Genomic DNA, 25,716 nt, shown 5'->3' on the forward strand with positions numbered 1-25,716 from the left:
GGCCGGGCGCATCTGCGCCCGGCCTTTCTTGGGTTCTATCGACGAGGGTCGATTACCAGCGATTGCCGCCGCCGCCGCTGGTGTAGCCGCCGCTGTCGCGACCGCCTCCACCACCGCCGTAACCACCACCGCCGCCACGGCTGCCGCCGCCGCCGCCGTAACCACCGCCGCCGCCACGGTTGCCGCCGCCACCGCCGCCATAACCGCCGCCGCTACCGCCACGGCCACCACCGCCGCCTTCGCGGGGCTTGGACTCATTGACGGTCAGGGCGCGATTGCCGACGGTCTTGCCGTTCATCGCGGTGATCGCCTGCTGCGCTTCATCTTCGCTCGCCATTTCGACGAAACCGAAGCCGCGGGACTGGCCGGTATAGCGGTCGGTAACGACCTGCGCGCTCACGACATTGCCGATCTCGGCGAACAGATCGTTCAGCTCCTGGTCGGTGGTCTGGTAGCTCAAATTGCCTACGTAAAGTTTGGTGGCCATCGAATGGCTCCTTTCGAAACACGGATCGCGTAACGCGCGATAGGAATGGACTGGCCTTGATCAGACGTTGCAAGACGGCCTTTGTGAAAGTCTCGGGATCCGCGGAGCGAAAGGGCCGGGGCGTCACAGAATCGGGCGGCGAGCTGAACCGTAAAAAGGCAACCGGGACTAGCCCCGGTATCGCACACAGTATACCACGGGAATGGATAATTGAAACCTACGATTTTTCGTCATTTTTACGACGTTACAAATCGCACCATCATGACGAAATGACAAGCGCTTCCGCCGAGCACGAACAGGTGCCAGAGGTCGTGCGCGCTGAACTTCCCCGGCCACAAATGCGGCCGGTCCAGGGCGAAAACGACCGCCCCTAATGTATACGTCAGACCGCCCGCAAGCAGCCACTCGACGATCCCCGGCGGCAGCGACGCCCGCAGCCGCGCCAGCGCCAGCGTGATCAGCCAGCCCATCACGATATAAAGCGCCACGCGCACCCATTCCGGCGCGGATTTCCAGAACAGGGTCGCGCAGATTCCCAGAACCGCCAGGCCGTACTCGGCTCCCAGAATCGCCCATCCACGCCATCCGCGCAGCATCAAAAGGCAAACGGGCGTGTATGTCCCCGCAATCAGGAGATAGATCGCGGTGTGATCGAAGCGCATCAAGCGGTCGGCGTATTTGGGCGGAACGCGCAGCAGGTGATACAGCGCGCTCGCCGTGTACAGCAGAATCAGCGTCGCGCCGTAGATCGAATAGCTCACCACATGCGCCGGCCGGCCGCGCGCGAGCACGACCAGGATCACCAGCGCCGCGATCGACAGCAGCGCGCCCGCCCCGTGCGAGAGGCCGCTGAACGGCTCACGCAAAGGGTTGACTCGTTTCGGCTTGACCGGGGCGGGCTTTATAGGTTCGTCTTCAGCCATGCCTGTATCTTTGGGACCATCGCGGGCAGCGGCGGAATGTGTCCGGCGTTGTCGTACCAGTCGATCTGGACATGATTGTCCGCCGGCTTGGTCGCCGCGTCATAAAAGGCCTGCGCGGCGAACGGCGGGACGATATCGTCCAGACGACCGCACTCCATCAGCACGGCGCGCGGCGCGATATGCGCCGCGAAGTTTACCGGCTCCTCGGATTGCAGCAGTATGCGAGTCATGTTCCAGTCCATGCCCTTCCACTGGGCCATGGAGCGTCCGCCCACCACGGCGTCCCGCTCCGACAGCGCCTTCAGGATCCCCGCCAGATCGCCCCCGCCGGACACCAGCACCGTCGCCTTGATCCTCGGCTCCACGCCCGCCGCGACCGAGCCGATCAGCGCGCCGAGCGAAAAGCCCATCAGCCCCACCCGCTTGGGATCGACATCGGGGCGCAACGTCAGCAGGTCGATCCCCCGTCGCACGTCCAGCACCGTCTGCCGCCCGCCTCCGATCATATCCATCGTAAACTGCGGCGCCGCCGGCGTCCCATCCGCCTTCTTCGGCGCACGCTCGCCATGTCCGTATTCGTCAATGATCAGCGACACATAACCGCTCGCCGCCGCCAGCTGTCCCAGCGGCGCCAGCGACTCCTTGTTGCCGCCCAGACCATGCAGCAGCACGAGACACGCTGCCGGCGCCACCTTGGTCGCCTTGTCGGGAAGATACAGCAGCGCCGGCACCCGCACATCGTTGACGCTCCGATAGGTCAGCGTCACAACGCGCCCGCCGGGAAAGTGGGTCGTTGTTCCGAACTTGGCGGCCAGCGGCTGCCGGGCGTCGTATTTGTAGAGCGGCAGCGCCGTTGTGTACGCGCGCTCCGCATCGACGGCCAGGGCTGCGGGGATCTGCGCGAAGGCGAGTGTGGAGGTGAGGAAAATGAGAGTAATCGCAGACGCAAGCGCCCCTCCTGAGTGACCTACCCCGGCGCTTTGCGCCACCCCTCCCTTTCTACCTACCCCCGGCCTTCGGCCGACCCCTCCCGCGGCGGGAAGGGTATTAGGATTGAGTTCGCAAGCGGCTTTCGTAAGAGCGTCTCTTACAAACCCTTCCCGCCGCGGGAGGGGTCGGCCGAAGGCCGGGGGTAGGTAGAAAGGGAGAGGCGGCGCGAAGCGCCGGGGTAGGTCACTCAGGAGGGGTGGCCCAAAGCGCGAGGGTAAGTCGAACGCCGGGAGTAGGTCATAGCGCATCCATCGCAAAAGCCTCATATCACACTCCTCAAAATCGCCTGCAATCGGTCGTAATCTTCCGACAGAAATCCCGCCAGCGCTTTGCCTGCTTTCAGCAGAAACGCCTGCTCGTTCGACTGCGCCGGAGCCGCCTGGCGCAGGCACGCCGCGACAAGCTCATCGGCGGGAGCGCCGCCGAGCGCGCCGGATCCGTTCAGGACGCCGCGCAGGAAGGAGAGGTCGCTGGTGAGCGCGCGGATTTCTTCGTGCGTGCAGGGATAAACGCGGCTATGGACGCGCGGCGAGCGCGGCGGCAGGTGACGGCGCAGCCCCTTGTCGCCGTCGCTGTAGGCGACCAGCAGTCCTGAGAACTCCGTGCGCAGAAGCTCGAAGATCTGCGGCTGCTGCGCGCGCAGTTCTTCCTCGTCTTCATAGCCAAGCGCCGACGGGCGACGGCCCTGCTCCAGCGACGCCGTCTGCGATCCGAACACCAGCGCATAGACCGCCGGCGGCAGCACGATATCCTTGGGCGCGAGCGTCTCGCCAAACGGCAGCGCGAACGGGTCCGGCTCGTCGGCGTCCCCGGTCAGGGCGGCGATCGGCGCGGGCGCCGACGCGCTCGGCTTTCCGATCTTGACGAACGATCCGAACGGCGGCGGGTCATATAACTTCGGAATAATTTCACGCGGGACTTCGAGACACTGCGCGACGAACGTCGTCGTCGATGTCTCCACAATCTCGCCGATCGGGCCTTCGGCGCTCATAGGTCATTGGCCTTTCTGATTAGCGGCCCTCACCCGGCCCTTCGGGCCACCCTCTCCCAATTCTGGGAGAGGGTTAAAATTTGGATCATTAATCCAAAACTCAAAAACTCTGCCTCCCCCTCTCCCAGAATTGGGAGAGGGGGCCGGGGGGTGAGGGCCCAATTCCTATCATTATAGCCTACCCGCCGCCGCGCGCCCCGCAATTGACACCACAATCGCGCCTATGCTAGAATGCCCGGTGGAGATTTCGTTTTGATCCCGCTGCGCGACAACCAACCCACGGAGAGATTCCCGGCCGTCACGATCGCTCTGATCGCGCTCAATGTCGTGATGTTCATCGCGCAGTGGCTGCTTCCCCTGGACGCGTCCCTGACGGCTGTCCCCTATGAATTGACTCACCACGTCGATATCGTTGGGCGCGTCGCGCTGTCGAGTTCCGGACATCTGCTGGCGCCGGGGCAGCATCCCGCCGCCATTTTGACCTATGGCCCCAGCCCCCACCCGCTCTGGATCACCATCTTTACCTCCATGTTCATGCACGCGGGACTCATGCACCTGGGCGGCAATATGCTGTTTCTGTGGGTCTTCGGCAACAACATTGAAGATGCGCTGGGACGATTTCGATTTGTCGTATTTTATCTCCTCTGCGGGCTGGCGGCGGCGCTGCTCCAGATCGCGACGGATCCGAACTCGGTGACGCCGGTGCTGGGAGCGTCCGGCGCGATCGCCGGCGTGCTGGCGGCGTATTATCTGCTGTATCCACGCGCGCGCGTGCTCACGCTGGTCCCGATCAGTTGGTTCGGCTTCTTTGTCGAACTGCGCGCCGGCTGGGTCCTGGCCTTCTGGTTCGCCCTTCAAGTCTACGAGGGGCTTGTCGGGATCGGAATGGAGCGCGGCGGCGGAGTCGCCACCTTCGCGCACATCGGCGGGTTCCTCACCGGGCTGGCTCTGATCCAGCTCTGCGGCGGCCGCCGCCTCGCCCAGCGTCAAAGCAAGCGCGCGGCGCTGATCCCCATTCCCCCCAGCGAACGGGGCTATTCGTGATTGATCTCCGCCATTTTCAAGAACTTTAACTTCCGAGAACCATCCATTGTCAAAAAATACGATCCTGATCCTGCTGATTCTTCTGGGCGTCATCGCCGCCGGCGTCACATTCTCGCATCGCTTGAAGGCGGAATCGCGCAACCGGCGCATTGAGCTTGTCGTGGACTGGGCCGACGCGCAGCAGCTCGCCAACACCACGAGCCTGCCGATCGACGATGTGCTCACACAGCTGCACCACGCCGGCGACGTCACCGATGGTCCGCACAAGCGCCTGGCGGGCGTCACCACGATCGCCGTCAGCGAGGACACGCTGGAATCGCTGCGCGGCAACGGCGTGCTCAGCTACAGCCGTGTCGGCAACAATACGATCCTGACGTTCACGCCCGGATTCGCCGATCAGCAGCAGCGCGTCGAAGACGCCTTCCAGAACAAGATGCGCCTGAAAGTCGCCAAGCTGCCGAATGGGTCGCTGCAAGTCGAGGCGCCGTGGGCGCAGTTCAACGGCCTGCCGATCGGATTGGACGACACCGTCGTGCAGACCGTGCGGCGCAACCATCTGCTCGTGGCGCCCCGCCTGCTCAACTATACGGGCGTCACGGCCCAAAGCATTGCATGGGAGCTCGCGAAGGTCAAACAGCAGTGCCGGGGCGGCGCCGGACCGCTGATCTTCTCGGGATCCGCCGTGCTCGGCAACCGGCCGCTGCTTCAAGCGACCGCCGACGCGATCCATCAGAACGGCTTTACCTACGGCAGCGTCGAGTTCGCGAAGACGCTCGGCGACGCGGATCTGTCCCGGATGGCGGCGCCCGATATGGTGCGCGTCCACAGCATCGGCAACGATGAGATGGGAACGATGGACGAGCCGACCGCGCAGGAGCGCTTCGTGCGCGCCGCTAAGGAGCGCAATATCCGGGTCTGCTATGTGCGCCTCTTTATCAACGGATTGGTGGGCGAGCCGGACGTGATCCAGGCGAACACGAAGTTCCTCGCGAAGATCGTGGACGGGATTTACACGGCGCATCAGACCGTCGGCGGTCCCGCGCATCCGTACGCCGACGATCCCACGCCGCCGAAATGGGCGCGCCTGCTGATGGGACTGGGCGTGGCGGCGGGCCTGCTGCTGCTGCTGCGCGCCTTTACGGGGATCGACGGCGCGGCGTTCGCGATCGCGGCCGCGGTCGCGGTCCTGCTCTGCCTTGGCCTCGCCTGGCCCGAACTGTCCATGAAGGGGCGGGAGATCCTGGCGCTGATCGCCGCCTGCATCTTCCCGGCGCTGGGCTTCTGCGTCATGCCTGTGCGCGCTCTGACGAAAGCCAACAGCAAGTCGACGCGCTGGATTCTCGCGGAGGCGCTGGGCGAATATATCCGCATCACGATCTCGACGCTGGCGGGAGTGCTGATCGTCGTCGGCCTCCTCTCCGGGCGCATCTTCTTGCTGAAGATCGATCAGTTCCTCGGAGTCAAAGCCGTCTTAGTGGCGCCCGTTCTTCTCGTCGCCCTTTACTATGGCCTGGGGCTGTTCCAGTTTGACCGCCACGCGCCATGGAGCGCGCGGCGCGACCATATTCTCGCGCAGCTGCGCGCCCTCGCCGCGCAGCCGCTGCTGCTGGGGCAGGTCGTGCTGGGAATCGTCACGCTGGTGGCGCTGGCGCTGTTCGTCGCCCGCAGCGGCAACGATCCGGGCGTCGGCGTCTCCGCGAGCGAGCTGAAGATGCGCGCCCTGCTGGATAAGTATCTGCTGGTCCGTCCCCGCACCAAGGAGTTCCTGCTCGGCCACCCCGCCCTGCTGTTCGGTCTCGCGGCGGCCGCTTCCGGGAGGTTCAAAAAGGCGATCGTCCCTCTGCTAATCGTCGGCGCCATCGGCCAGTCGTCCCTGCAAGACACGTTCTGCCACCTGCATACGCCGCTGCTGCTTTCCAGCCTGCGCGCGCTGATCGGATGGGCGCTCGGCGCTTTAGTGGGCGCGATCCTGTACGCCGTCGCGCTCGCCATCGCGCGCCGCCAGGACGGCGCGCAGACGGTCCGGAGCGCGTCTTGAGCGCCCGGGGGCCGCGCGTCGCCCTTTCCGGCTATTACGGCTTCGCGAACGCCGGCGACGAAGCCGTCCTCGCCGGCCTGATCCAGTCCCTGCGCGCCGGCGGCGGCGCCGATCTGACGATCGACGCGCTCAGCATCGCGCCGGAGGAAACGGCGGCGACCCACAGCGTCACGGCCAGCCATCGCTATCAAGTCAAAGCGCTGATAGAATCGCTCCGGCGCGCGGATCTGCTGCTGAGCGGCGGCGGCAGCCTGCTGCAAGACGTCACCAGCGCGCACGGGGTCTTTTACTATCTCGGCGTCGTGCGTCTTGCCCAGATCCTGGGCAAAAAGACGATGTTCATCGCGCAGGGAATCGGCCCGCTGATCCGTCCGCGCACGCGCCGCATGGTCGCCTCGGTCGCCAACCGTCTGGACGCCGTCACGGTCCGCGACCCAGAGTCCCTCGCCCTGCTCCGCGAAATCGGCGTGAGCCGGCCGCCCATGGAAGTCACCGCCGATCCCGCCCTGCTGCTCACCTCCCGCGCTCCCAGTACTGGGACACGAGAAGGCCAGATCGCCGTGTCTCTGCGTCCCTGGGCGCAGAGCGCGGAATCGCTGCCGGAGATGGTCGCGAAGGCGTCCGCGATTGGCGCGCCGAATGCGCGCGCGATCGCCGTCGCGATGCAGCCGCAATCGGATTTCGCGCCCATGGAACAGTTCGCGCGGCAATGGCGTCAGACAAGCGACCAACAGACCGTTTCCCTTCCCGCATCGGCCGACGCGCCGCTGCCGCTGCCGGATCTGCTGTCCGCGATCGGCTCCAGTCAGATGGTCGTCGGCATGCGGCTGCACGCGCTCATTCTCGCCGCGGCGGCGGGCGTTCCCTCAGCGGCGCTCGCGTACGACCCCAAAGTCGGGGCGTTCATGCGCTCCACGGGGCAGGAGGACGCCGTTCTGGACGTTCACGCCGCCGATCAGGCGGCGCTCGACCAAACGATCGCCAGGGTCTGGGCCGAACGCGCCGAGCGCGCCGGACGGCTTCATGAAGCGCTGCCCCCGCTGCGCGCTTCGGCGATGCGGAATGCGGAAATAGCTTTGGATCTCATTCGACGAAGGTAGGATCAAACGATGTCTTCAGTGCAACCAGCCAGGCTGATCGCTCTCGGCTTCTTCGCGGCGTTTCTGGCCGGCTGCGGCGGAGGCGGCGGCCTGGATAACGGCAACCCCGGCGGCGGTGGCGGCGATCCCAATACGGCGGTTTTGGTCGGCAAAGTCGTCGGCTCCGACGGCGGCCCGATCCCCGGCGCGATCGTCACGATCGACGACGGCAACCAGACGACCACGCTGTCGCAGGGCGGCTTCCAGCTCACGAATCTGGCGCCCGGCGTCCATCGCCTCTACGCGCAGACCAATGTCGCCGGCGCCAACTATACCGGCAGCACGCAGGTGCTGACCAACTCCAGCACGACGACATCCAACGCGATCATCCAGCTTTCGCCGTCCGGCCAGCAGGCGACAATCGTCGGCTCCGTCAGCGACAGCAGCGGCCGGCCGCTGCGCGACGCGCGCGTCTTCCTCGGCGTTCCGGTCTCCTCCCCGACTTCGAACGGCGATGTGCAGTCGCTGGTCGCCTTCGCGGATAACAACGGCAACTATCGGATCCCCAACGTCCCCACGACCAATCCCTCCTACACGCTCACCGCGTCCCTGCTGGGATATCAGAATGGGACGTCGAATCTGAGCGGTCTGAGCAGCGGGCAGACGCGCACGATGAACTTTGGGCTGGCGCGGTCATTCAACCAGAGCACGCTGACGCCGACGAACCTCTCGGCGCAGTCCTTCACGCAGCCGTCCACGGCGCTGAGCGCGAACGCCCGAAGCGGCGCGCAGGCGCACGCGGCGTCCCAGGGAAGTGTGTACAACCAGATCCGGCGCACGCTGAGCCCGGCGTACGCCCAGGCTGTCAGCGGACTGCATCCGGCGCTTCAGATCAAAGCGCTGCGCACGCAGAGCCATGTGGCCGGCTTCGGCAGCTACGCGGTCTCGGTGGACCTCTTCTTCGATGAGTCCTCGCGCACCAGCCTGTCCGGCTTCCGGGTTTACCGAGGCGACGGCAACGCCGCGCTGACGGCTTACGATTTCCTCCAGGACCCGGTCGCGAATACCTTCACCGATCTGGACCCGTCGTACTTCGCCGACCAGCAGTATCGCTTCGCCGTCAGCGCCGTCAACACGGACAGCTCGGAAACCGGCCTGTCGAACACCGCGACGGTCGTGCCGCTGGGCCAAATGCTGCTCAGCCAGCCGGGCCAGAACCAGACGCTCAATAATCCATTGACCGTGAGCTGGCAATCTGTAAACGGCGCGACGGCGTACGCCGTGTTCGCTTACAACGAATATCCCACCGACGGCTCGGTCCCGATCGCGAAGAACACAACCTTGGCGGCCTCGGCCCGTTCGTACACGTTCCCTGGAAACTTCACCACGGGAGACTACTGGATCGTGGCGGCGGCCTCGGCGGATAGCGGAGCGGAGATTAGCGTAAGTCAAATTACGAACGTTCATGTGCGATGATTTCGGATCGCGCGAGAAAGTCGCCTATCATACCACGATACCCGGCAAATTTACAGGTAATGAATTTTCCGGGCATCGCCATAATTAATACCGGAGGCGGCAAGCGAAAGGAGCGAGTTCTATGGCAGCTATGTCTGTCCCCTCGAACGCCGTTTTAGCTCAGCAATCCCCGGTAGTCGGTGACGATCAACAGAACGTCAAGTTGACAAAGCGTGAGATTGAAGTTCTAACGCACGTGATCCAGGGGAAATCGAGTCGGGAAGTGGCGGATACGCTCTTTGTCAGCAAGCGCACGGTGGATTTCCATCTGGCGAATGTCTATGACAAGCTGCATGTCAGCAATCGGGTGCAGGCGTTCCGCCGCGCCACCCGTCTCGGATTGATCCCGTACGAGGCCCAGTTCGCCGACTGACGATCTCGTCTTTCGTCGCAATCAGGCAATTATCGTTCGCAATGCCGCAGGCAACCCCAAAAGGGCGGGAGACGAAAGTCTCCCGCCCGATTTTTGTGTGTCCCCTTATGCTATAATATCCGAAGCGCTGTATTTTGCTTACCGGGCAAACTTTGGAGAAAACGATTGATTGAGGCGGCGGGCCTGACGAAAACTTATGACGGCGGCGTGCGCGCCGTCGATGCGCTGACTTTGTCGGTGCCGGCCGGAGAGCTGTTTGGATTTCTTGGCCCCAATGGGGCCGGTAAAACGACGACGATCAAAATGCTGGTGGGGCTGCTGACGCCCACCAGCGGCTCGGCGCGCGTCGCCGGCTACGACCTTCAGGCGCAGTCCCGCGAGGCGAAACAGCGGATTGGGTATATTCCTGACAATCCGTTTCTTTATGAGAAGCTGACCGGCCGCGAGTTTCTGGACTTTATCGCCGACCTTTATGGGATGCCGGCGGGACGACCGCGCGCGCAGGAGATCGATCGGCTGCTGGAGATGCTGGACCTTGCGGGCAAGGGCGATCAACTGATCGGCAGCTTTTCGCGCGGCATGCGGCAGAAGATGGCGATGGCCTCCGCGCTGCTGCACGAGCCGAAGGCGCTGTTTCTGGACGAGCCCACCGTCGGCCTCGATCCCAGCAGCATCCGCCGTCTCAAGGATATTCTCAGAAATCTATGCCGTGAACGAGGAGTCGCCGTCTTTCTTTCCACGCATACGCTGGAAGTGGCGGCCGAGATCTGCGACCGCGTCGGCGTGTTCCATCGCGGCAAGCTGGTCGCGCTGGGCAGTCCGGCGGAGCTGACGCACGATTCGGCTCTGGGCCGCCTGGAAGACGTCTTCCTCGCCCTGACGGAATCGGCGGCGGTCGGCGCGTTGATCGAAACGGAACTTTCATGAACACCAAACGCAGACTATCGCTGCTGAGCGCCCCCCTCGCCGCACTGGCGCTCACCGGATGCAGCGCCGACATGCAGGCGAACAGCAAGATTCAGGACAATCTGGTCGAATGTGCGCGGCAGGCGCAGATCGGCAAGACCCAGGAAGCGCGCGTCTGGGCCGACCGCGCCATTCAGGTCGATCCCAAGAAGCAGGAGACCTATACCGGGGCGCTTGAAATCGACGCGAATACTCCGCAGCAGATGTTTTTCGGGAGCGCTCCCACCATCAGCATCGGCTTGATCTTCGACGTGGTGGGAGACGATCCCACGCTGATCTCCTATATGCGCGACGCCACGCGCAAGTTTCCGGGCGATATCGAAGCCTGGGAGCTGCTGGTGGAGGCGGAAGACCGATTGGGGCAGACCGCGCAGAAGACTCAAGACGCCAAGATGATGGCGGCGCAAGTTGACCTGGCGATGCGAAAGCCGAAAGCGAAGATCGACGGGAAGCTGACGGCGCAGCTCGGACAGGCCTATTTCGATGCGGGCGATGAAGTGAACGGCGAGCTGAACTACCGCAAGGGGATCGCGACGTACTCCACCGATCCGATCCCGCAAAACGGCCTGGCTTATCACTTCGCGGTCACCAACAACAAGCCGCATCTGAAGGAAGCGCTCGACCTGGCGAACCAGGCGCTGAAGCTGACGAAAGTTCAGGAACAGACATCGGGCCATCCGGAAGAAGTGACGAACGAGAAACTCGGGGCCATCCAGGATACGATCGGCTGGGTGCAGTATCGGCAGGGAAATTATCAGGCCGCGCTGATGAGCCTGATGGACGCCGTGGCCGGCGCGCCGGATGTGGCGGAAATCCGCTACCACCTGGCGATGGTGTATCTGGCGATGGGCAACGCGTTCGCCGCGCGCACCGAGCTGCGCCACGCGCTCCTGCTCCATCCCGATTACGCGGACGCGCAGACGCAGTCGAATCTGCTGCAAAACGTCCCGCCGCCCAAGCCCGATCCCGAAGACGATGCGGATTAATTGCTTGTCAGAAATATTTCATGGATGAGTCGCGGTTTCATGGCCGGTCGCTAAAGTTGGAGTATAATATAATCGCAATTAAGCGTGCGGACATTAATTCTATGCCCGGGTGGTTTCTATCGGGTTGTCCCAATTGACCAGCCATTGAGCGGCGTGATTGCGTTACCGTGAAAAATAACTCATGATGGGTAACCAACGGCTCGGCCGAAGCACGCTGCACAAGGAACTGTGTCGGGTGAGAAGAATATCTCGGACAAGTCTTATCTGGGCCAAATCGCTCCTACCGCTTTTGCTGATGGGCGCTGTCGCGCACGCCGCGTTCGGCGCCGAATGCGCCGCCTACCCGCCGAGCCCCAGCGGCAAGATCCTCGTGACGCATCCCAATATTGTCTGGCGTGTGGTTCCCAAAGGCGAAGCGCACATCACCAAGGTCACCCTTTCCCTCAACGATAAGGAAGTCTCCGCGCAGTTCGACGCGGCTAAGTCCGCCGTCACGGCGCAGCCGGACTCGGACCTCACCCCCGGATCGTATACGGTGAAGTGCACGCTTTACTTCAGCGACGACTGCACCATCGACCAGGAATGGTCGTTCGTCGTGGCGGAAGGCGCGGTGGCGTCGATGCCGGCCGCGACCTCCGATCAAAAGGACGCGCTCGCGGTCGTGAACGACATCCGCCAGTTCATCTCTTTGCCGGCCTTTGCCCTCAATGCAAGCCTCTGCGGCGCCGCGATGGACCACACGAAGTATCTCGACACGCACAAGGAGTTCGGCCATACCGAGACGCCAACGCTGGCGGGGTTCACGGGAAAAACGCCGGGGGAACGCGCTTCCGCGCATGGCTATCCTTACGTCAACTACGAAAACGTCAGCAGCGGCATTGTCTCGTTCGCGGACTCGATTTTGGATCTCTTCGACGCCCCCTACCACCGCGCGCCGTTCCTGCAGCCCGGCCCGGGCGACTTCGGAGCGGCGACCATCTCGGACAAGACGACGCTGGAGTTCGGCGTCGCCGGCAAAAAGGGAACCGTCTTTTACCCCTTCGACGGCGAGACCGGCGTGCCGATCCAGTGGTCCGCTCCGGAATCTCCCGATCCGCTGCGCTTGTGGGGTGCCACCAAGCCGGTCGGCTATATCATCACGATGTTCTATTTCAGTCCGGACGGCGAAAAGATCAGCGTGACCTCGGCCTCGCTGCAAACGGCGTCCGGCGTCCCCGTCCCCTGCTACGTCAACACGCCCGCCAACGACAACGCGCTCAGCAACGGCCTGTTCGTCATCCCTCAGCACCCGCTCAAGCCTCAGACGACCTATGTCGTGACCGTCAAGGCCGCCACCGTCAGCGGCGCGGATCTTTCCCAGAAGTGGAAGTTCACCACCCGCTCCGGGTCCGACCTTGAACTCGCGCGCGGCACCCTTCGCCCCAAGGGCGAACTGGCGACGAGCAAGTAGATCTCCCGCCGCGAAATTCCCTCGCCACGCCTGCAACCTTTTCGGCCATGCTGTGTCTCACCCTTCAATAGTCGCCGACGATTGAGGAGCCACGCCCATGTTACGCCGAGAAGAACGCCGCCGCGCCGGCGCTCCCGAAGAGCCCGACGGATGCCTGCGCGCCATCATGGACCTTCTGCTGTTCGACTGGCTTTTCAGCTTCCTGATGGACATTGGCTGCTCTTCCTGCATGACGATGGCGCTCACCGCCTGCGCCGTCATTGTGATGCTGACGCATGGAATGTCCCATTTGCCGCATCATCGCCCTCTGGCGCTCGCCTGGAGGCCGCTGCGGGGCGATCGCGGGTGAGATGGGCTCCTAATCCATTTCCCTGGCCGGCAGCGCCTGGCCGCCGGCATGAATCTCTGGCTGGCGGCGGATGTACTCGGCGAGGTCCGCCGTTTCGCTTTTGGAGACGGTGAAGGCGGCGTAGTTGGCGGCCCAGCGGAACCGGGTTTCCGGAGGCAAGGCATGGCTGACATGCTGCGCGGCGGCGGCTTTGAGATGCGCGGCGAGATGATCGACGGGAAGAGTGCTGGGGATGCGCGCCAGCAGGTGCAGGTGATTGTCCGTCCCGCCCACGGCGAGGGCTTCGACGCTCATTTGGGCCGCGATTTCCTGAATAAATTCGTACAGCCGGGATTGGTCCAGGCCGGCAAGCGCCGGTTCGCCGCCCCAGGCGCTCCAGATGAGATGGACATAGAGCTCCGTCTTCTTTGTTCGCATGCTTTATTGTACCTGGATGGGGAAATGTGATGGCGGAGATGACTGAGGACGAACAGCTCTCGATGCTGATGAAGGCGGTGCGGCTGCGGGTCGAAGGACGGCCGGTGGACGCGTATTATTTGCTGCAAACGGTGCTGGAGGCCGCGCCGGGCAATGACGCGGCGCGCAAGATGCGCGACGAGATTTATCAGCAGCAGCGCGGCGTGTACACCGTTTATATTTACGCTGGAAGAAATCTCAGAATTCCCTACAAAGTCCCGCTCAACTCCAAATCCATTCCCAGTCTCTTTGGGGGCAGATCCATGCCGGACTGGCTGCCGAAGATGCAGGCGGGCGTACTCGCCATCGGCGGCGCGGCGTGGCTGGCGATGCGCCTGTTCCTGCGCGGCGCCGGTGCGACGGTTTATCACAGCATGGCGGCCCAGAGCGACATCGTACGTTACGGCGTGGGGAGCCCGCTGACGGTTTTCGCCCTGATCCTTGGCGCGGCGGCGCTGCTGGCCGTGGGCGTCGGCTTGATCGTGAGCGCGGAGATGAGTCGCCGGGAGGCGTTTCAAGAGATGCGGCGCGGGGAAAATCCCCAGTATGAGAACTTTCACCCATAGCCAAACGTAATACGCGCAACGCGCTCTGACGGCGCTCAGCCTCGTCGCCGCACTCGCGGTCCCGTGCCAGGCTCAGACGGGCATCAAACCGGGCGATATGTCGTCGGTATACCAGCACGCCCCGCCGTCGGCGGGACGCTATCAGCCCAATGTGACGCACGGCGCCTCCAACGAATACCACGCGCCGCCGGCCGAGTTCGGCTACGTCCAGGATCATCCACGCGTTCAGGAATACGCGAAGCGAACCGAGCAGGACCTCACTCCCCGGCAAATCAACAAAGGCTTCGTCGCTCACCAAAAGGCCATCAGCAAAGCGGCCGCGCAGCGCGCCAAGAACTTCACCCCGTCCGGGGCGCGAAGGACGCAGTAAAGAATTACTCAGAACGTGCGGCGCAGGGCACGCGCCACGCCGCGCGTTCCATCGCTTTCCCCATACTTCATCCCCATGGCTTTCTCGCCGCCAACAGAATCAATCACCAAATGACATGCGTAATCACATTTATCACATTGACCAGACGTTCGTAATCCGCTATGATATAGACACATAAAGATATGAGGCGCTGAGAGTTTTTTGCCCCCGATCTTCATGACATTATCAATACTATCCTCAGGAGACAAAACACTATGAAACGCAATTCAGGGTTCACTCTGATTGAGTTACTCGTTGTCATCGCGATCATTGCGATTCTTGCAGCCATTCTCTTCCCGGTTTTCGCCAAAGCACGTGAGAAAGCGCGGCAGATTAGCTGCGCCAGCAATATCCGTCAGATTGGCTTGGGCGTTATGCAGTATACGCAAGACAATGACGAAATCACGCCGGGCGGCTGGATTCCTTTCCCGACAACCGCTCCTCATTGGGGGCAGGTTATTCAGTCCTACATCAAGAGCAAGCAGGTATTCAAGTGCCCCGACGACAGCGGCACGAGCACATCGTTCTCCAGCGATGACCCAAACTACGGTCCCAGATTCCATAATAGCTACGCTATCAATTATGATGCGATGCAGACTGGATATGAGAACATTGGCCTCCCTTTGGCAAGCTTCAACGCGCCGGCAGGCACCGTATACATCGTTGATAAGGGGCAGACGTCCATGAATACCGCCCCATTTGTTACACCGAACACAGCCGTGAAAGATGGCTGTCTGTTTTTTGCGGACCCCGTCGGAGGCACAACCAATCAGTTTGACAAGAGCGGCAATATGTCCGGCGGCGACGGCAACTGGTGCGCGCCTCTCGCGCGGCATACAGACCTCGCAAACGTCGCGTTCGTGGATGGGCATGTGAAGGCGATGCGACTGAGCGCCTTCTTCTACGGCGGCAGTCCGTTCATTGATCCGGCCAAGAGCCAGTAATTACGAACTCGGTCAGAGTTTCGTTTGAAAGCAAGCCCGCCCCAGTATTTTCATGCTGGGACGGGTTTCTTTTTTGCAAGACAAGCTGGCTTCTACTGGCCCATGCTGTAAATCGTTCGGATATCGACGGGGGCGAGGGCGGTGTCGTAGAGCTGGACTTCGTCGATGACGCCGGTGGCGAATTCGCTGAAGCCGCCGGCGGCTTTGGCGCGGCCGAAGACGGTGGGGCCGTCGGCGCGCTGTTGTGGGGGGACGTGCGAGACGCTTTCCTGCGCGCCGTTCACGAAGAGGGTGATGGTCTTGTTCGCGGCGCTGTAGACGCCGGCGAGGTGGAACCACCGGCCGATGGCGGCGGACGTGACGGACTCGGCGTGTTCGGGGTCCATGGAAAAGGCGAAATGGCGCGTGTCCTGGCGCATCTGGAGACAGAAGGCGCTTTGCTCGGGGCCGTCGAGGCTGACGAACGATTGGAAGCTGTTCAGATTGGCGAGTTTGACCCAGCAGGCGACGGTGAAGCTCTTGGTGTTATCGACAACGGCTCCGGGGATTTCGACGCCGCCGGGATGCAGGAAGGTGATGGACGACATCCCCATTTTGCGGTCGCCGGACCATGCCGCCCCCGCCTGGAGTTTGCCGCTGTGCCCGTGACCCGATTGATCGCTCACGACAAGGCTTGAGTCGTCATCGCAGGGCCAGTAGCCCACCAGATGACGATTGAGATCCGACGCCGCGCCTGCGGCGCCGTCCGGGCCGCCCGAATTTTTCTCGGATCCCGCCGGGGGTGTTCCCCCGCCCTTGATGGCGAGCGAATCGATGACTGCCCAGCCGCCGACGGGCGTGATCTGGATCACATGGTTGCCGGCCGGCAGTCCCGTGATGCTGAAGATTTTGAAATGGGCGTCGGTCGTGGCCGCGCTCAGGTCGATCGTCGCCTGATCCTTGTCGTCGATCGAGACGGTGACCTTGCCCACGCGATGCGAGCGCCGGTCCGCGACCACCGTCATCGCGCACATGCCATAGACGTCCACGCCCGAGCCCTGGAACGTGTACATGGCGTACGTCCCCGGCCCGCCCGCGTGCGCGGCGCCGTCCGGCAGCGCGGCGTTCTCGTAAGGGTCCATGCCGTACCACATCCAGCCGGCGGCGTCGTTCTTGACCACGGTCTCCGGAGGGTCGGCGGAGGGGGGCTCCGCCGGAGCGCGAAGGGCGCCGAAGCCGGCGCATGTCAGCGCCAGGGCCGCCCAAAATACCCTGCTGCGTTTCGAAATCATTACTCTCTCCCAGGCCGAAGCCCATGTTTACGCGGCAATATTAAGGCGGCTCGCTTCAGCGCGAACCGCCTTATTTTACCATTGAACCGCGAAAATCACAAATGGAGAGCGCCGGCGCGCGTCCAGTCGGGGGTGAATAATGAGGGGTGTTTAGCCGCCAGCGCTATAGATGGCGCTGATGTCGGGAGGAAGCAGGGCGGCGTCGTACATGCGGACTTCGTCGATGCTGCCGGCGACGAAATCAGTGTAGTTGCCCAGGAATTTGGCGCGGCCGATGACGGTGGTCCCGTTGGCGCGGGTCGGCGCAGGGATCTTGGTCGTGCCTTCCAGGTTCCCGTTCACGAAGATCGCCAGCGTCTTCGTGGGAGCGTCGTAGACACCCGCGATATGATACCACTGGCCCACAACCAGAGGGGTTGTGGCGTCGGCGTGATACGGGTGCATGGTGAACCCAAAGCGGTGCGTGTCGTCGCGGGTTTGCAGGAAGAAGCCGCTCTGGTCCGCGCCGTCCATGCTGACGAAGGTTTGAAACCCGCCGTTCAGGCTGGTGAGGCTATTCAGCTTGACCCAGGCCATCACCGTGAAGCTCTTAGAGGTGTCGATGACCGGCTCGGGGATCTCGACCCCGCCCGGCTGCGGGAACGAAACCGCGCCCTTCCCCATCTTGCCTTCCTTCGACCAGGCGGCGCCGGCCTGGAACGTCCCGTTGTGTCCGTGGCCGGACTTGTCCGCGAGGGTCTCGCCCGCGCCTTCGTCGCACGGCCAGTAGCCCACCAGATGTCCTTTTCCCACCAGGTTCGCCGCCGCCGATTCGGCGGCGCCTCCGCCGCCGTCGGAGCCCGCCGTGACGGCGAGGGAATCGATCACCGCCCAGCCGCCGACCGGGCTGACTTGCAGCACATGGTTGCCGCCGGACAGTCCCTTGATGCTGAAGATTTTGTAATGGAAGTCGGTATCGGTGGAGGAGACATCGATGGTTCCCTGCACCTGATCGTCGATGGAGACTTTGACCTTGCCCGTCCGGTGCGTGCGCTTATCCGCCACAACGGTCATGGAGCGCATGCCGTAGACATCGACGCCCGAACCCTGGAACGTATACATGGCGTACGTTCCCGGCCCGCCCGCGTGCGCGGCGCCGTCCGGCAGCCCGGGATTCTCGTACGGGTCCATGCCGTACCACATCCACCCCGCCGCATCGTTCTTGACGATCGTCTGGGCTTCCTCGGAGGCGGCCGCATCCCCGCTTGGGTCGGTCACGGCGTACGCGGCGGTCGCGCCGGCGAGGCTCAGCAGCGCCGTCACGGCCGCGCACGTCGCCTTCACCCACTGGCTGATCATGGTTCTCTCCTGAATAACAATGATGTCTTTTCGTACAAATTATACGAGAGCCGCCAAAGCGCGTTCACATCAAATATTACCATTTAATCACCAATGGATCAAGCGGTAACCTGAAAAAGCAGGCAATCGGCCAAAGCGCGCCCGATTGCCTGTGCGTACGCGTCACTTGTTGGCGCTATAAAGCGAGTCGATCTCGACAGGCGTCAGGGCGACATCGTAGATCCGGATGTCGTCGATGGCGCCGTAGACAAAGTCCGTGAAGTTGCCCCCGTACTTCGCGCGTCCGAAGGCGGTATTGCCGGTGGCCCGCGCGGCGGCCGGAGCGCGCTCCGTGGCTTCCAGCTGGCCGTTCACATAGACCGACAGCGTCTGCCGGGTCGCGCTGTAGACGCCCGCCAGGTGATACCACTGTCCGGGCTGCGGCGAGACCGGCGCGAACGCGTGGACGGGGTCCAGGGCGAACGTAAATCGATTCCCGTCGGCGTGGACCTGGAGGAAGAAGCCGCTCTTGTCGTCGCCGTCGATGCTGACAAATGTCTCGTAGCCGCTCAGCTTGTCCAGCTTGACCCAGGCGGCGACGGTGTAGCTCTTGGTCGTATCGATGACCGGCCCGGAGATCTCGACGCCGCCGGGATTGGGGAACGAGAGCGCGCTTCGTCCGACCTTGGCGTCGGTCGTCCACGCCGCGCCGGCCTGGAAGTACCCGGTCTGCCCGCGTCCCGATTTGTCGGCCACGGTCGTCCCGGAGCCTTCATCGCAGGGCCAATAGCCCACCAGGTGCGACTTCCCCACTTCCGCCGCCGCCGAGGCGTCGTGCGAGCTGGTTTCCCCCGGCGCGCTGCTGATCACCAGCGAATCCACTACCGCCCATCCGCCGACCGGATTGACCTGTAAGACATGGTTCCCGGCGGCCAGACCGGTGATGCTAAAGATCTTGGCGTGGTAGTCGATGTTGGTGTCGCCCAGATCGATCGTGCCCTGCTCTTTGTCGTCGATAGAGATCGTGACCTTGCCCGTCCGGTGCGTGCGCTTATCCGCAACCACCGTCATCGCCCGCATGCCATAGACATCGACGCCCGAGCCCTGGAACGTGTACATGGCGTACGTCCCCGGCCCGCCCGCGTGCGCGGCGCCGTCCGGCAGCGCAGCGTTCTCATAGGGGATCATGCCGTACCACATCCAGCCCGCCGCATCGTTCTTGACGACAGTTCCCGTCGCCGCCGACCCGGCGCCGCCATCCACGTTCGGATCGGTCACCGCCTGGGCGGCTCCCAGCGTCGTCCCCGCCAGCGCGCACACGGCGGCCACGCGTATCGCCGTCCAAAAACTCGGCTTGATCATGGCTTGTCTCCTGAATGGCAACAATATCTTTTCATACAGATAAACACACGAGGAATGAATGCGTATTCAACACCTCATTTTACCATTAATTCGCCTAGCAGACAAGCGGGGAATGAATAATTGTCAGTACATTGCATTAACGATTTATAGAAAATCTCGATCGCCTTGGAAACCCGGCAAGAAACTCACGGGACGTTCATCGGCGCCCCTGGGATTAACGCCCGGCGAGATAAAGATCCATGACGTCGTCGGCCGAGAGGTTCGTATCGTAAAGCCGCACTTCGTCGATGCTCCCGGTCACGAAATCCGTATAATTCCCCCGATACTTCGCCCGCCCGATCACGGTATGCCCATAGGCGCGGTAGGCGGCGGGCACGGGAGACGTGGTCTGGAATTCGCCGTTCACATAGAGCGTGGAGGCGCGCGCCTTGGAGTCGTAAACTCCGACAAGGTAATACCAGACTCCGGTTTGCGCGGCCGCAATCGAGTACGTCCGCCCTGGATCCAGGGACAGGGAAAAGCGGTTGCTGTCCGTTGTGTACTGCAAGAAAAACCCGCTCTTTTCTCCGCCATCCACACTGACGAACGTTTGATATTTCGTGAGATCGGTGAGCTTCACCCAGGCGGCGACGGTATAGCTTGCCGAGGTGTCTACAATCGGCTCGTCGATCTCAACGCCGCCCGGTTTGGGGAAGGAGAGCGCGCTCGCTCCCCCTTTGGCGTCGGAGGTCCACGCCGCGCCCGCCATCAGATAACCGTTATGCCCATGGCCGGAGAGATCCTTCACGGCCGCGCCCGCGCCCTCGTCGCAGGGCCAGTACCCCACGAGGCGCTTCTTCAGCGCTTCGCCGCCGATCGACATCCCTTTCGCCCCGCCTGCCGCCGAGTCGCCTGTGATTTCCAGCGAGTCCACCACGGCCCAGCCGCCGACCGGCGTGATCTGAATCACATGGTTGCCCGCCGCCAGCCCCTTAACGCTGAAGATCTTGGCGTGATAATCGATGTTGGTGTCGCCGACATCGATGGTCGCCTGCTCCTGATCGTCAATCGAAATCTTGACCTTGCCCACCCGGTGCGTCCGTTTGTCCGCCACCACCGTCATCGCCCGCATGCCATAGACATCGACGCCCGAGCCCTGGAACGTGTACATGGCGTATGTCCCCGGACCGCCCGCGTGCGCGGCGCCGTCCGGCAGCGCGGCGTTCTCATAGGGGATCATGCCGTACCACATCCAGCCCGCCGCATCATTCTTGACAACCGTCCCAGGCGCAGCGGCGCCATCCGCGTTAGGGTCGTCAATCGCATGGGCCGCGCTCAAAGTCGCCATCAGCAGCGCCGCGACGACAGTCATGCGCATCGCCACCCAAAACCTCGGCTCGATCATGGCGTCACTCCTGAACAACAATAATATCTTTTCATACAGATAACAAGATTAATGGTCCTGCGCCTGCATATCCTCCACATTCTACCATTGATTTACCTAGCAGACAAGCGGGTTTGTTGCAGGTGTCAATAAATATACTACTTCAAGCAATATTTTCAATTTCCTGGCAAAATGACGTGGCAGGGTTGTGGGGGAGATCCAGGTGGAGTTACACGAAAGAGATTTCTTGCAGCCGGAGGACTTCCGGCTACCGGGGCTGATGGCGTGGATGTAAGACGTATGCGTGGCGCGTCGTTAGGCAGGCGAATGAATTCGCGCCTACAAGTACGGTCACCCGCCTTCGCGGGTTCAGAAAGGTAACGCGATGTCGGACACAATTCCATTCCACATTAACGTCGATTTACATGAGAAGGTTAAGGCAGAAGCCTCCCGCCAAAACGTCAGCGTCGATCGGTTGATCATTAACGCCGTTGAGTTGTATTTGGAGACGGAAAAAGAGCGTGTGTGGCGCGTGGGATTTGAGGCGATGGGGCGCGATCCGGATACTAACAACGTGGATTATTTGTTGTCGGCCGGGCGGGAAGTTGTGTTTCACGATATCAGAAGCGAGTAGTGGTGGAAACCGTTACTCATAATCCTTCATCCATTTCTGATATTCAGGCTTGAAACAATCAGCCCAGATACGCCGCATCATTGGCGTTACGTTAAAAACGTGGTCAGGATCGGTATCTGTTTCTTCTACATCAACTCTGCACCAGTATCGAATTGTGTGGAGATGAATTAAAAAATTCTGACGCAATAGACGCTCGATCCGCACTTCGAATGCTTCTCTATCTTTGATTTTCAAATCGGGTTCACACAGGTAATCGTCAAACGAAGAGACGATCAATTCCATCATACCGTGCTTATGGTTGATATCAAAATCGCCATTTTCGTAGAGATCAAAGAATTCGGGCAGGCGATCTGCGTCAGCACAAACAATTTCCCAGTCTTGAGACGCAGCACGATCTGGCGGCAGATTCAGCATAATCTTCAAACTCAAGGCGGTCTCCGCATTTACCCAATGCGGCGGCTCTGTCTCATTCATGCTAAACCTATACTAACTCTAAATCGGGATCAAGCGTTCGCTCACGATGATGCGCTTCTTGATTCTGGATATACGCCCGAATATACCCGATATCTTGCCGCCGCAGCGTGAACGCTCCATAAGCGCCCTGCCACTTGAAAATATTGCCATTTTGCGAAGCGATATTCAATGCATAAGAACTGACGGCCTTCATTTGCTTTACCATCCACGCGACAGTCACCGTTGCTGGAATCCGCACCAGAACATGCACATGATCCGCCACCCCACCCACCTCAAGAACCTCGCCTCCCTGCTTCTCGCATTCATCTTTCAGAAGTCGATAAACATTCGGCCGAATATCGGCCGTGATAAACGGCAGACGATCCCATGTCGCCCAAACCAAATGAACAAATAGTTCCGTATGTGTTGCTCTCATAGTCTTGATACTCTTAGACCAATGCACAATCCGGAAACCCAAATATTAAGTTTTTCGAATTGAAGATACCCCTTCGATTTCCTCTGAACCCGCGCAGGCGGGTGACCGTACTTGTAGGCGCGAATGAATTCGCCGGCCTAACGACGTGCGTTGCATACACCTCACTATGATTTGCGTTCCCGTGTCATTCGCAAACAGAGAACGCAAACAAACAAAACCCGCCGGTCTCACGACCGGCGGGCCTCACCTCAAATCCCTACACTACTTCTTAACCCTACGAACACCCCAAACTCGTCCCACACTGCATGCACTTGTAGCAGGCGCCGCTGCGGATCGTGATCGCGCCGCATTCGGGGCACGGAGGCGCGTCGCTTTGGCTGCGGAAGGTTTCGCGCTCGTGGTCGGCGATGGTCGCGGGACCGTCGGAGACGGGGAGTTTGATGACGCCGTTGGTTCCGTTACCGTTCGAGCCATTGCCGTTGCCGTTTTTGGCGGGGGCGGGCGCGGCGACTTCGGGTTCGGGTTCCTGGTCCACGAGGAGGCCGACGTTGTGACGCTCGTTTTTGGCGAGGAACTTCAAAGCCAGCCAGCGGAAGATGTAGTCCATGACGGACTTCGCCATCGGGATGTCTTTGTTGTTCGTGAAGCCGGACGGCTCGAAGCGGCTGTGGATGAACTTGTCCACCAGCGTTGAGAGCGGGACGCCGTACTGCAAGGACAGGGAGATCGCGGTGGCGAAGCTGTCCATCAGGCCGGAGATCGAGGAGCCTTCTTTCGCCATGCGGATGAAGATCTCGCCGGGATCGCCGGTGTCCGGATACAGGCCCACCGTGATGTAGCCCTCGTGGCCGCCGATCGAGAACTTGTGCGTGACCGAGGAGCGCTCGTCGGGCAGGCGGCGGCGCATCGCGTAGGTCTTGTTCTCGGGGGCGACGGTCAGCGTGGCGACCGATGTCTTGTCGGCGGCCGGCTTCTCCTTACTCGTGTTGAGCGGCTGCGTGCGCTTGGAGCCGTCGCGGTAGATCGCGACCGCCTTCAGGCCCAGCTTCCAGCTCTCGATGTAGGTCTCGGCGATCTCTTCCGGCGTGGCGTCGGTGGGGACGTTTACCGTCTTGCTGATCGCGCCGCTGATGAACGGCTGCGCGGCGGCCATCATCTTGATGTGGCCCTTGTAGTGGATCGACCGGGTGCCGTTGCTCGCGCGGAAGGCGCAGTCGAAGATCGGCAGGTGCTCGGTTTTTAATGCGGGCGCGCCTTCAATCGTGTCGTGCTCGTCGATAAAGTCGATGATACTCTTCATCTGATCGTCGGTGTAGCCCAGGCGGGTGAGCGCCTCGGGGACGGTCTGGTTGACGATCTTCATCATGCCGCCGCCGACCAGGCTCTTGTACTTGACGATCGCAATGTCCGGCTCGATGCCGGTGGTGTCGCAGTCCATCAGGAAGCCGATGGTGCCCGTCGGCGCCAGAACCGTCGCCTGCGCGTTGCGGTAGCCGAACTGCTCGCCGACTTCCAGCGCCTCGTCCCAGCTGCGCTGCGCGGCGGCGGCGAGGGTCTCCGGGATGTAACGCGGGTTGATGTCCGCCACGGCGGCGCGGTGCTTGCGGATGACGCGCAGCATCGGATCGCGGTTCTCGGCGTATCCGGAGAACGGGCCGCCGCAGTCGCGGGCGATCTTGGCGGACTGCTCGTAAGCGCGGCCGGTCATGATCGCGGTGACGGCGCCGGCGTAAGCGCGGCCGGCGTCGCTATCGTAGGGCAGGCCCGACGCCATCAGCAGCGCGCCAAGGTTGGCGTAGCCAAGGCCCAGCGTGCGGTAGACGTGCGAGCGCTCCTCAATCTTCTCCGTCGGATAGGCCGCGAAGCCGACCACGATCTCCTGCGCGGTGATCATGATGCGGACGGCGTGCTCGAACGATTCGGTGTCGAACGCGCCCGTGCCCTCCTGGCGGAACTTCATAAGATTGAGCGATGACAGATTACACGCCGTGGAGTTCAGGAACATATACTCCGAGCACGGGTTGCTCGCATAGATGCGATCCGTGTTCGAGCAGGTGTGCCAGTCGTTGATCGTGGTGTCGTACTGCATGCCGGGGTCGCCGCAGACCCAGGTGCCTTCGGCGATGCCGCGCATCAGCTCGCGCGCCTTCACCGTGGCGATGGGCTTGCCGGTCAGGCGGGCCTTGGTTTCCCAGGGGCCATCAGCCTCGACGGCCTGCATGAACTCATCCGAAACGCGAACGCTGTGGTTGGCGTTCTGGAACGGGACGGTGTCGTAGGCGCCGTTGACCACATTGAACGCGCCGGAGTACCCGGCGTCGATCAGCGCGTGCGCCTTCAGCTCGGCGTCCTTTTTGCAGTCGATGAAGTCTTCGATATCCGGGTGATCGACATCCAGAACGCGCATACACGCCGCGCGGCGGGTGCTGCCGCCGCTCTTGATCGAGCCGGCGCTGGCGTCCAGGCCCTTCATGAACGAAATCGGGCCGCTGGAGCGTCCGCCCGCCTGCAAGGGCTCCTTGGAGGAGCGCAGGGTGCTGAGGTTGACGCCGGAGCCGCTGCCATCCTTAAAGAGCATGCCTTCGGTCTTGTACAGATCGAGGATGCTCTCCATCGTATCGTCGACTTCGTTGATGTAGCACGCCGAGACCGCCTGGCGTCGGCCGGGCCAGCCGAGGTTGAACCAGACGGGGCTATTGAACGCGGCATACTGGTGCAACAAGATATAGCGCAGTTCATCGTGGAACGCGGCGGCGTCTTCGTCGGTCGCGAAGTACTTGCCGGCCCGGCCCCATTCGATGATCTTATCGGCGACGCGGGTGATCAGCTGCTTGACGCTGTATTCGCGCTCCAGCGTCCCGACATGTCCCCGGAAATACTTGGAAACGACGACATTGGTCGCCAACTGCGACCAGTCCTTCGGGATCTCCACGCCATCCTGTTCGAAGACGACCTTGCCGTCGCTGCCGACGATGCTCGCCTTGCGCAGCTCCCATTCGGTCGTCTTCCAGACATCCTGTCCCGGCTGCGTATAGCGGCGCGAGACGGTCAATCCGGAGCCGGGCGCTTTCTGAACGGACTGAGGGGCCGTTTCCTTTTTTTCCGCGGTAGCGGGCATAGCGTTCTCCTTCGTATTCTTCTCTCTTGTCTTGGTCATATCAATTTCGACCGGAGAAATCTCCAGTTTGATCGGCGAAATCTCCGGGGCGGCCTCGGCCTCCAGCGCGATGGCGACCGGCGGGGCGGGCGTCGCAGGCATCTGGACACCGGCGCCGCGCGCCGCGATGTCCAGCAGCGCGGGCGGAGGATCGCCG

Annotated in this window: 25 protein-coding genes; 13 read left to right on the forward strand and 12 right to left on the reverse strand. The window is 62.1% G+C overall.

Annotated features, from left to right (window positions below; all coding sequences use genetic code 11):
• Positions 1-52: 52 nt before the first annotated feature.
• The 4 genes from rbp to D5261_RS01935 form a co-directional block, all read right to left on the reverse strand.
• Positions 53-487, reverse strand: a complete 435-nt coding sequence (gene rbp, locus D5261_RS01920) for an RNA-binding regulator (RefSeq protein ID WP_119320266.1) — start codon at positions 485-487, stop codon at positions 53-55.
• Between the two features lie 236 nt (positions 488-723).
• Positions 724-1,410 carry a PAQR family membrane homeostasis protein TrhA gene (gene trhA / locus D5261_RS01925; protein ID WP_119320267.1) on the reverse strand — a complete coding sequence of 229 codons (687 nt, stop codon included), beginning with the start codon at positions 1,408-1,410 and terminating at the stop codon, positions 724-726.
• Entirely contained in the window at positions 1,389-2,399 is a 1,011-nt protein-coding gene (locus D5261_RS01930) for an alpha/beta hydrolase (RefSeq protein WP_119320268.1), read from the reverse strand. The genes trhA and D5261_RS01930 overlap by 22 nt, the downstream gene beginning before the upstream one ends.
• 263 nt (positions 2,400-2,662) lie before the next feature.
• Positions 2,663-3,391 (reverse strand): hypothetical protein, encoded by a 729-nt coding sequence (locus D5261_RS01935; RefSeq protein WP_119323922.1) that lies wholly within the window; start codon positions 3,389-3,391, stop codon positions 2,663-2,665.
• A gap of 252 nt (positions 3,392-3,643) precedes the next feature.
• Between D5261_RS01935 and D5261_RS01940 the strand changes: the two genes are divergently transcribed.
• The 9 genes from D5261_RS01940 to D5261_RS01980 all read left to right on the forward strand — a co-directional run bounded on the left by D5261_RS01940 (position 3,644) and on the right by D5261_RS01980 (position 13,191).
• On the forward strand, positions 3,644-4,435 hold the full coding sequence (locus D5261_RS01940) for a rhomboid family intramembrane serine protease (RefSeq protein ID WP_119323921.1): 792 nt from the start codon (positions 3,644-3,646) through the stop codon (positions 4,433-4,435).
• Positions 4,436-4,481: 46 nt separating this feature from the next.
• Positions 4,482-6,473 (forward strand): DUF5693 family protein, encoded by a 1,992-nt coding sequence (locus D5261_RS01945; RefSeq protein ID WP_119323920.1) that lies wholly within the window; start codon positions 4,482-4,484, stop codon positions 6,471-6,473.
• Positions 6,470-7,573, forward strand: coding sequence for a polysaccharide pyruvyl transferase CsaB (csaB, locus tag D5261_RS01950; protein ID WP_165864524.1), 1,104 nt, complete (start codon positions 6,470-6,472; stop codon positions 7,571-7,573). The genes D5261_RS01945 and csaB overlap by 4 nt, the downstream gene beginning before the upstream one ends.
• A gap of 9 nt (positions 7,574-7,582) precedes the next feature.
• The gene (locus D5261_RS01955) at positions 7,583-9,028 is read left to right on the forward strand and encodes a carboxypeptidase-like regulatory domain-containing protein (protein ID WP_119323918.1); all 1,446 of its coding nucleotides are present in this window, start codon (positions 7,583-7,585) and stop codon (positions 9,026-9,028) included.
• 121 nt (positions 9,029-9,149) lie between these two features.
• Positions 9,150-9,440, forward strand: coding sequence for a helix-turn-helix domain-containing protein (locus D5261_RS01960; RefSeq protein WP_119323917.1), 291 nt, complete (start codon positions 9,150-9,152; stop codon positions 9,438-9,440).
• Positions 9,441-9,605: 165 nt separating this feature from the next.
• The gene (locus tag D5261_RS01965; protein WP_119323916.1) at positions 9,606-10,367 is read left to right on the forward strand and encodes an ABC transporter ATP-binding protein; all 762 of its coding nucleotides are present in this window, start codon (positions 9,606-9,608) and stop codon (positions 10,365-10,367) included.
• The gene (locus D5261_RS01970; RefSeq protein ID WP_119323915.1) at positions 10,364-11,392 is read left to right on the forward strand and encodes a tetratricopeptide repeat protein; all 1,029 of its coding nucleotides are present in this window, start codon (positions 10,364-10,366) and stop codon (positions 11,390-11,392) included. The genes D5261_RS01965 and D5261_RS01970 overlap by 4 nt, the downstream gene beginning before the upstream one ends.
• Before the next feature lie 235 nt (positions 11,393-11,627).
• The gene (locus tag D5261_RS01975) at positions 11,628-12,842 is read left to right on the forward strand and encodes a CAP domain-containing protein (protein ID WP_125206250.1); all 1,215 of its coding nucleotides are present in this window, start codon (positions 11,628-11,630) and stop codon (positions 12,840-12,842) included.
• Positions 12,843-12,939: 97 nt separating this feature from the next.
• A complete protein-coding gene (locus D5261_RS01980) occupies positions 12,940-13,191 on the forward strand; it encodes a hypothetical protein (protein ID WP_119323913.1) in 252 nt (83 codons plus the stop codon).
• Positions 13,192-13,200: 9 nt separating this feature from the next.
• Here D5261_RS01980 and D5261_RS01985 read toward each other — a convergent pair whose 3' ends face one another.
• Positions 13,201-13,608, reverse strand: a complete 408-nt coding sequence (locus D5261_RS01985) for a transposase (RefSeq protein ID WP_119323912.1) — start codon at positions 13,606-13,608, stop codon at positions 13,201-13,203.
• A 29-nt stretch (positions 13,609-13,637) separates the two neighbouring features.
• On the opposite strand from D5261_RS01985, the gene D5261_RS01990 reads away from it, so the two are divergent.
• From D5261_RS01990 to D5261_RS02000, 3 genes are all read left to right on the forward strand, one after another.
• Positions 13,638-14,213, forward strand: a complete 576-nt coding sequence (locus D5261_RS01990) for a hypothetical protein (protein WP_119323911.1) — start codon at positions 13,638-13,640, stop codon at positions 14,211-14,213.
• A gap of 97 nt (positions 14,214-14,310) precedes the next feature.
• A complete protein-coding gene (locus D5261_RS01995; RefSeq protein WP_119323910.1) occupies positions 14,311-14,583 on the forward strand; it encodes a hypothetical protein in 273 nt (90 codons plus the stop codon).
• A 254-nt stretch (positions 14,584-14,837) separates the two neighbouring features.
• Positions 14,838-15,566 carry a DUF1559 family PulG-like putative transporter gene (locus D5261_RS02000; protein WP_119323929.1) on the forward strand — a complete coding sequence of 243 codons (729 nt, stop codon included), beginning with the start codon at positions 14,838-14,840 and terminating at the stop codon, positions 15,564-15,566.
• Between the two features lie 92 nt (positions 15,567-15,658).
• Here the strand turns inward: D5261_RS02000 and D5261_RS02005 are convergent, their stop codons facing one another.
• From D5261_RS02005 to D5261_RS02020, 4 genes are all read right to left on the reverse strand, one after another.
• Positions 15,659-16,837: a LamG-like jellyroll fold domain-containing protein gene (locus tag D5261_RS02005; RefSeq protein WP_119323909.1), complete on the reverse strand. Its 1,179-nt coding sequence runs from the start codon at positions 16,835-16,837 to the stop codon at positions 15,659-15,661.
• Positions 16,838-16,987: 150 nt separating this feature from the next.
• Positions 16,988-18,175, reverse strand: a complete 1,188-nt coding sequence (locus D5261_RS02010) for a LamG domain-containing protein (protein ID WP_119323908.1) — start codon at positions 18,173-18,175, stop codon at positions 16,988-16,990.
• Between the two features lie 162 nt (positions 18,176-18,337).
• The gene (locus D5261_RS02015) at positions 18,338-19,516 is read right to left on the reverse strand and encodes a LamG domain-containing protein (protein WP_119323907.1); all 1,179 of its coding nucleotides are present in this window, start codon (positions 19,514-19,516) and stop codon (positions 18,338-18,340) included.
• A 214-nt stretch (positions 19,517-19,730) separates the two neighbouring features.
• Positions 19,731-20,900 carry a LamG domain-containing protein gene (locus tag D5261_RS02020; RefSeq protein ID WP_119323906.1) on the reverse strand — a complete coding sequence of 390 codons (1,170 nt, stop codon included), beginning with the start codon at positions 20,898-20,900 and terminating at the stop codon, positions 19,731-19,733.
• 364 nt (positions 20,901-21,264) lie between these two features.
• Between D5261_RS02020 and D5261_RS02025 the strand changes: the two genes are divergently transcribed.
• A complete protein-coding gene (locus D5261_RS02025; protein ID WP_119323905.1) occupies positions 21,265-21,513 on the forward strand; it encodes a hypothetical protein in 249 nt (82 codons plus the stop codon).
• A gap of 12 nt (positions 21,514-21,525) precedes the next feature.
• Here the strand turns inward: D5261_RS02025 and D5261_RS02030 are convergent, their stop codons facing one another.
• From D5261_RS02030 to D5261_RS02040, 3 genes are all read right to left on the reverse strand, one after another.
• Complete coding sequence (locus D5261_RS02030; protein ID WP_125206249.1) at positions 21,526-21,987, reverse strand: hypothetical protein; 462 nt, start codon at positions 21,985-21,987, stop codon at positions 21,526-21,528.
• A 7-nt stretch (positions 21,988-21,994) separates the two neighbouring features.
• Positions 21,995-22,402, reverse strand: a complete 408-nt coding sequence (gene tnpA / locus D5261_RS02035) for an IS200/IS605 family transposase (RefSeq protein WP_119323928.1) — start codon at positions 22,400-22,402, stop codon at positions 21,995-21,997.
• Positions 22,403-22,676: 274 nt separating this feature from the next.
• Complete coding sequence (locus D5261_RS02040; RefSeq protein WP_119323927.1) at positions 22,677-25,520, reverse strand: vitamin B12-dependent ribonucleotide reductase; 2,844 nt, start codon at positions 25,518-25,520, stop codon at positions 22,677-22,679.
• Positions 25,521-25,716 lie beyond the last annotated feature (196 nt).

The organism is Capsulimonas corticalis (genome assembly GCF_003574315.2).
GTDB classification, from domain to species: Bacteria; Armatimonadota; Armatimonadia; order Armatimonadales; family Capsulimonadaceae; genus Capsulimonas; species Capsulimonas corticalis.

Excerpts from the sequence above, each read along its gene's own strand:
- D5261_RS02030 (WP_125206249.1), bottom strand. The coding sequence starts at position 21,987 with ATGAATGAGACAGAGCCGCCGCATTGGGTAAATGCGGAGACCGCCTTG.
- D5261_RS01955 (WP_119323918.1), top strand. The coding sequence starts at position 7,583 with ATGTCTTCAGTGCAACCAGCCAGGCTGATCGCTCTCGGCTTCTTCGCG.
- D5261_RS02020 (WP_119323906.1), bottom strand. The coding sequence starts at position 20,900 with ATGATCGAGCCGAGGTTTTGGGTGGCGATGCGCATGACTGTCGTCGCG.
- D5261_RS02015 (WP_119323907.1), bottom strand. The coding sequence starts at position 19,516 with ATGATCAAGCCGAGTTTTTGGACGGCGATACGCGTGGCCGCCGTGTGC.
- D5261_RS01935 (WP_119323922.1), bottom strand. The coding sequence starts at position 3,391 with ATGAGCGCCGAAGGCCCGATCGGCGAGATTGTGGAGACATCGACGACG.
- D5261_RS01995 (WP_119323910.1), top strand. The coding sequence starts at position 14,311 with ATGTCGTCGGTATACCAGCACGCCCCGCCGTCGGCGGGACGCTATCAG.
- D5261_RS01980 (WP_119323913.1), top strand. The coding sequence starts at position 12,940 with ATGTTACGCCGAGAAGAACGCCGCCGCGCCGGCGCTCCCGAAGAGCCC.
- D5261_RS02010 (WP_119323908.1), bottom strand. The coding sequence starts at position 18,175 with ATGATCAGCCAGTGGGTGAAGGCGACGTGCGCGGCCGTGACGGCGCTG.
- rbp (WP_119320266.1), bottom strand. The coding sequence starts at position 487 with ATGGCCACCAAACTTTACGTAGGCAATTTGAGCTACCAGACCACCGAC.
- D5261_RS01985 (WP_119323912.1), bottom strand. The coding sequence starts at position 13,608 with ATGCGAACAAAGAAGACGGAGCTCTATGTCCATCTCATCTGGAGCGCC.
- tnpA (WP_119323928.1), bottom strand. The coding sequence starts at position 22,402 with ATGAGAGCAACACATACGGAACTATTTGTTCATTTGGTTTGGGCGACA.
- D5261_RS02025 (WP_119323905.1), top strand. The coding sequence starts at position 21,265 with ATGTCGGACACAATTCCATTCCACATTAACGTCGATTTACATGAGAAG.
- D5261_RS02005 (WP_119323909.1), bottom strand. The coding sequence starts at position 16,837 with ATGATTTCGAAACGCAGCAGGGTATTTTGGGCGGCCCTGGCGCTGACA.
- trhA (WP_119320267.1), bottom strand. The coding sequence starts at position 1,410 with ATGGCTGAAGACGAACCTATAAAGCCCGCCCCGGTCAAGCCGAAACGA.
- D5261_RS02040 (WP_119323927.1), bottom strand. The coding sequence starts at position 25,520 with ATGCCCGCTACCGCGGAAAAAAAGGAAACGGCCCCTCAGTCCGTTCAG.
- D5261_RS01960 (WP_119323917.1), top strand. The coding sequence starts at position 9,150 with ATGGCAGCTATGTCTGTCCCCTCGAACGCCGTTTTAGCTCAGCAATCC.
- D5261_RS01970 (WP_119323915.1), top strand. The coding sequence starts at position 10,364 with ATGAACACCAAACGCAGACTATCGCTGCTGAGCGCCCCCCTCGCCGCA.
- D5261_RS02000 (WP_119323929.1), top strand. The coding sequence starts at position 14,838 with ATGAAACGCAATTCAGGGTTCACTCTGATTGAGTTACTCGTTGTCATC.
- D5261_RS01990 (WP_119323911.1), top strand. The coding sequence starts at position 13,638 with ATGGCGGAGATGACTGAGGACGAACAGCTCTCGATGCTGATGAAGGCG.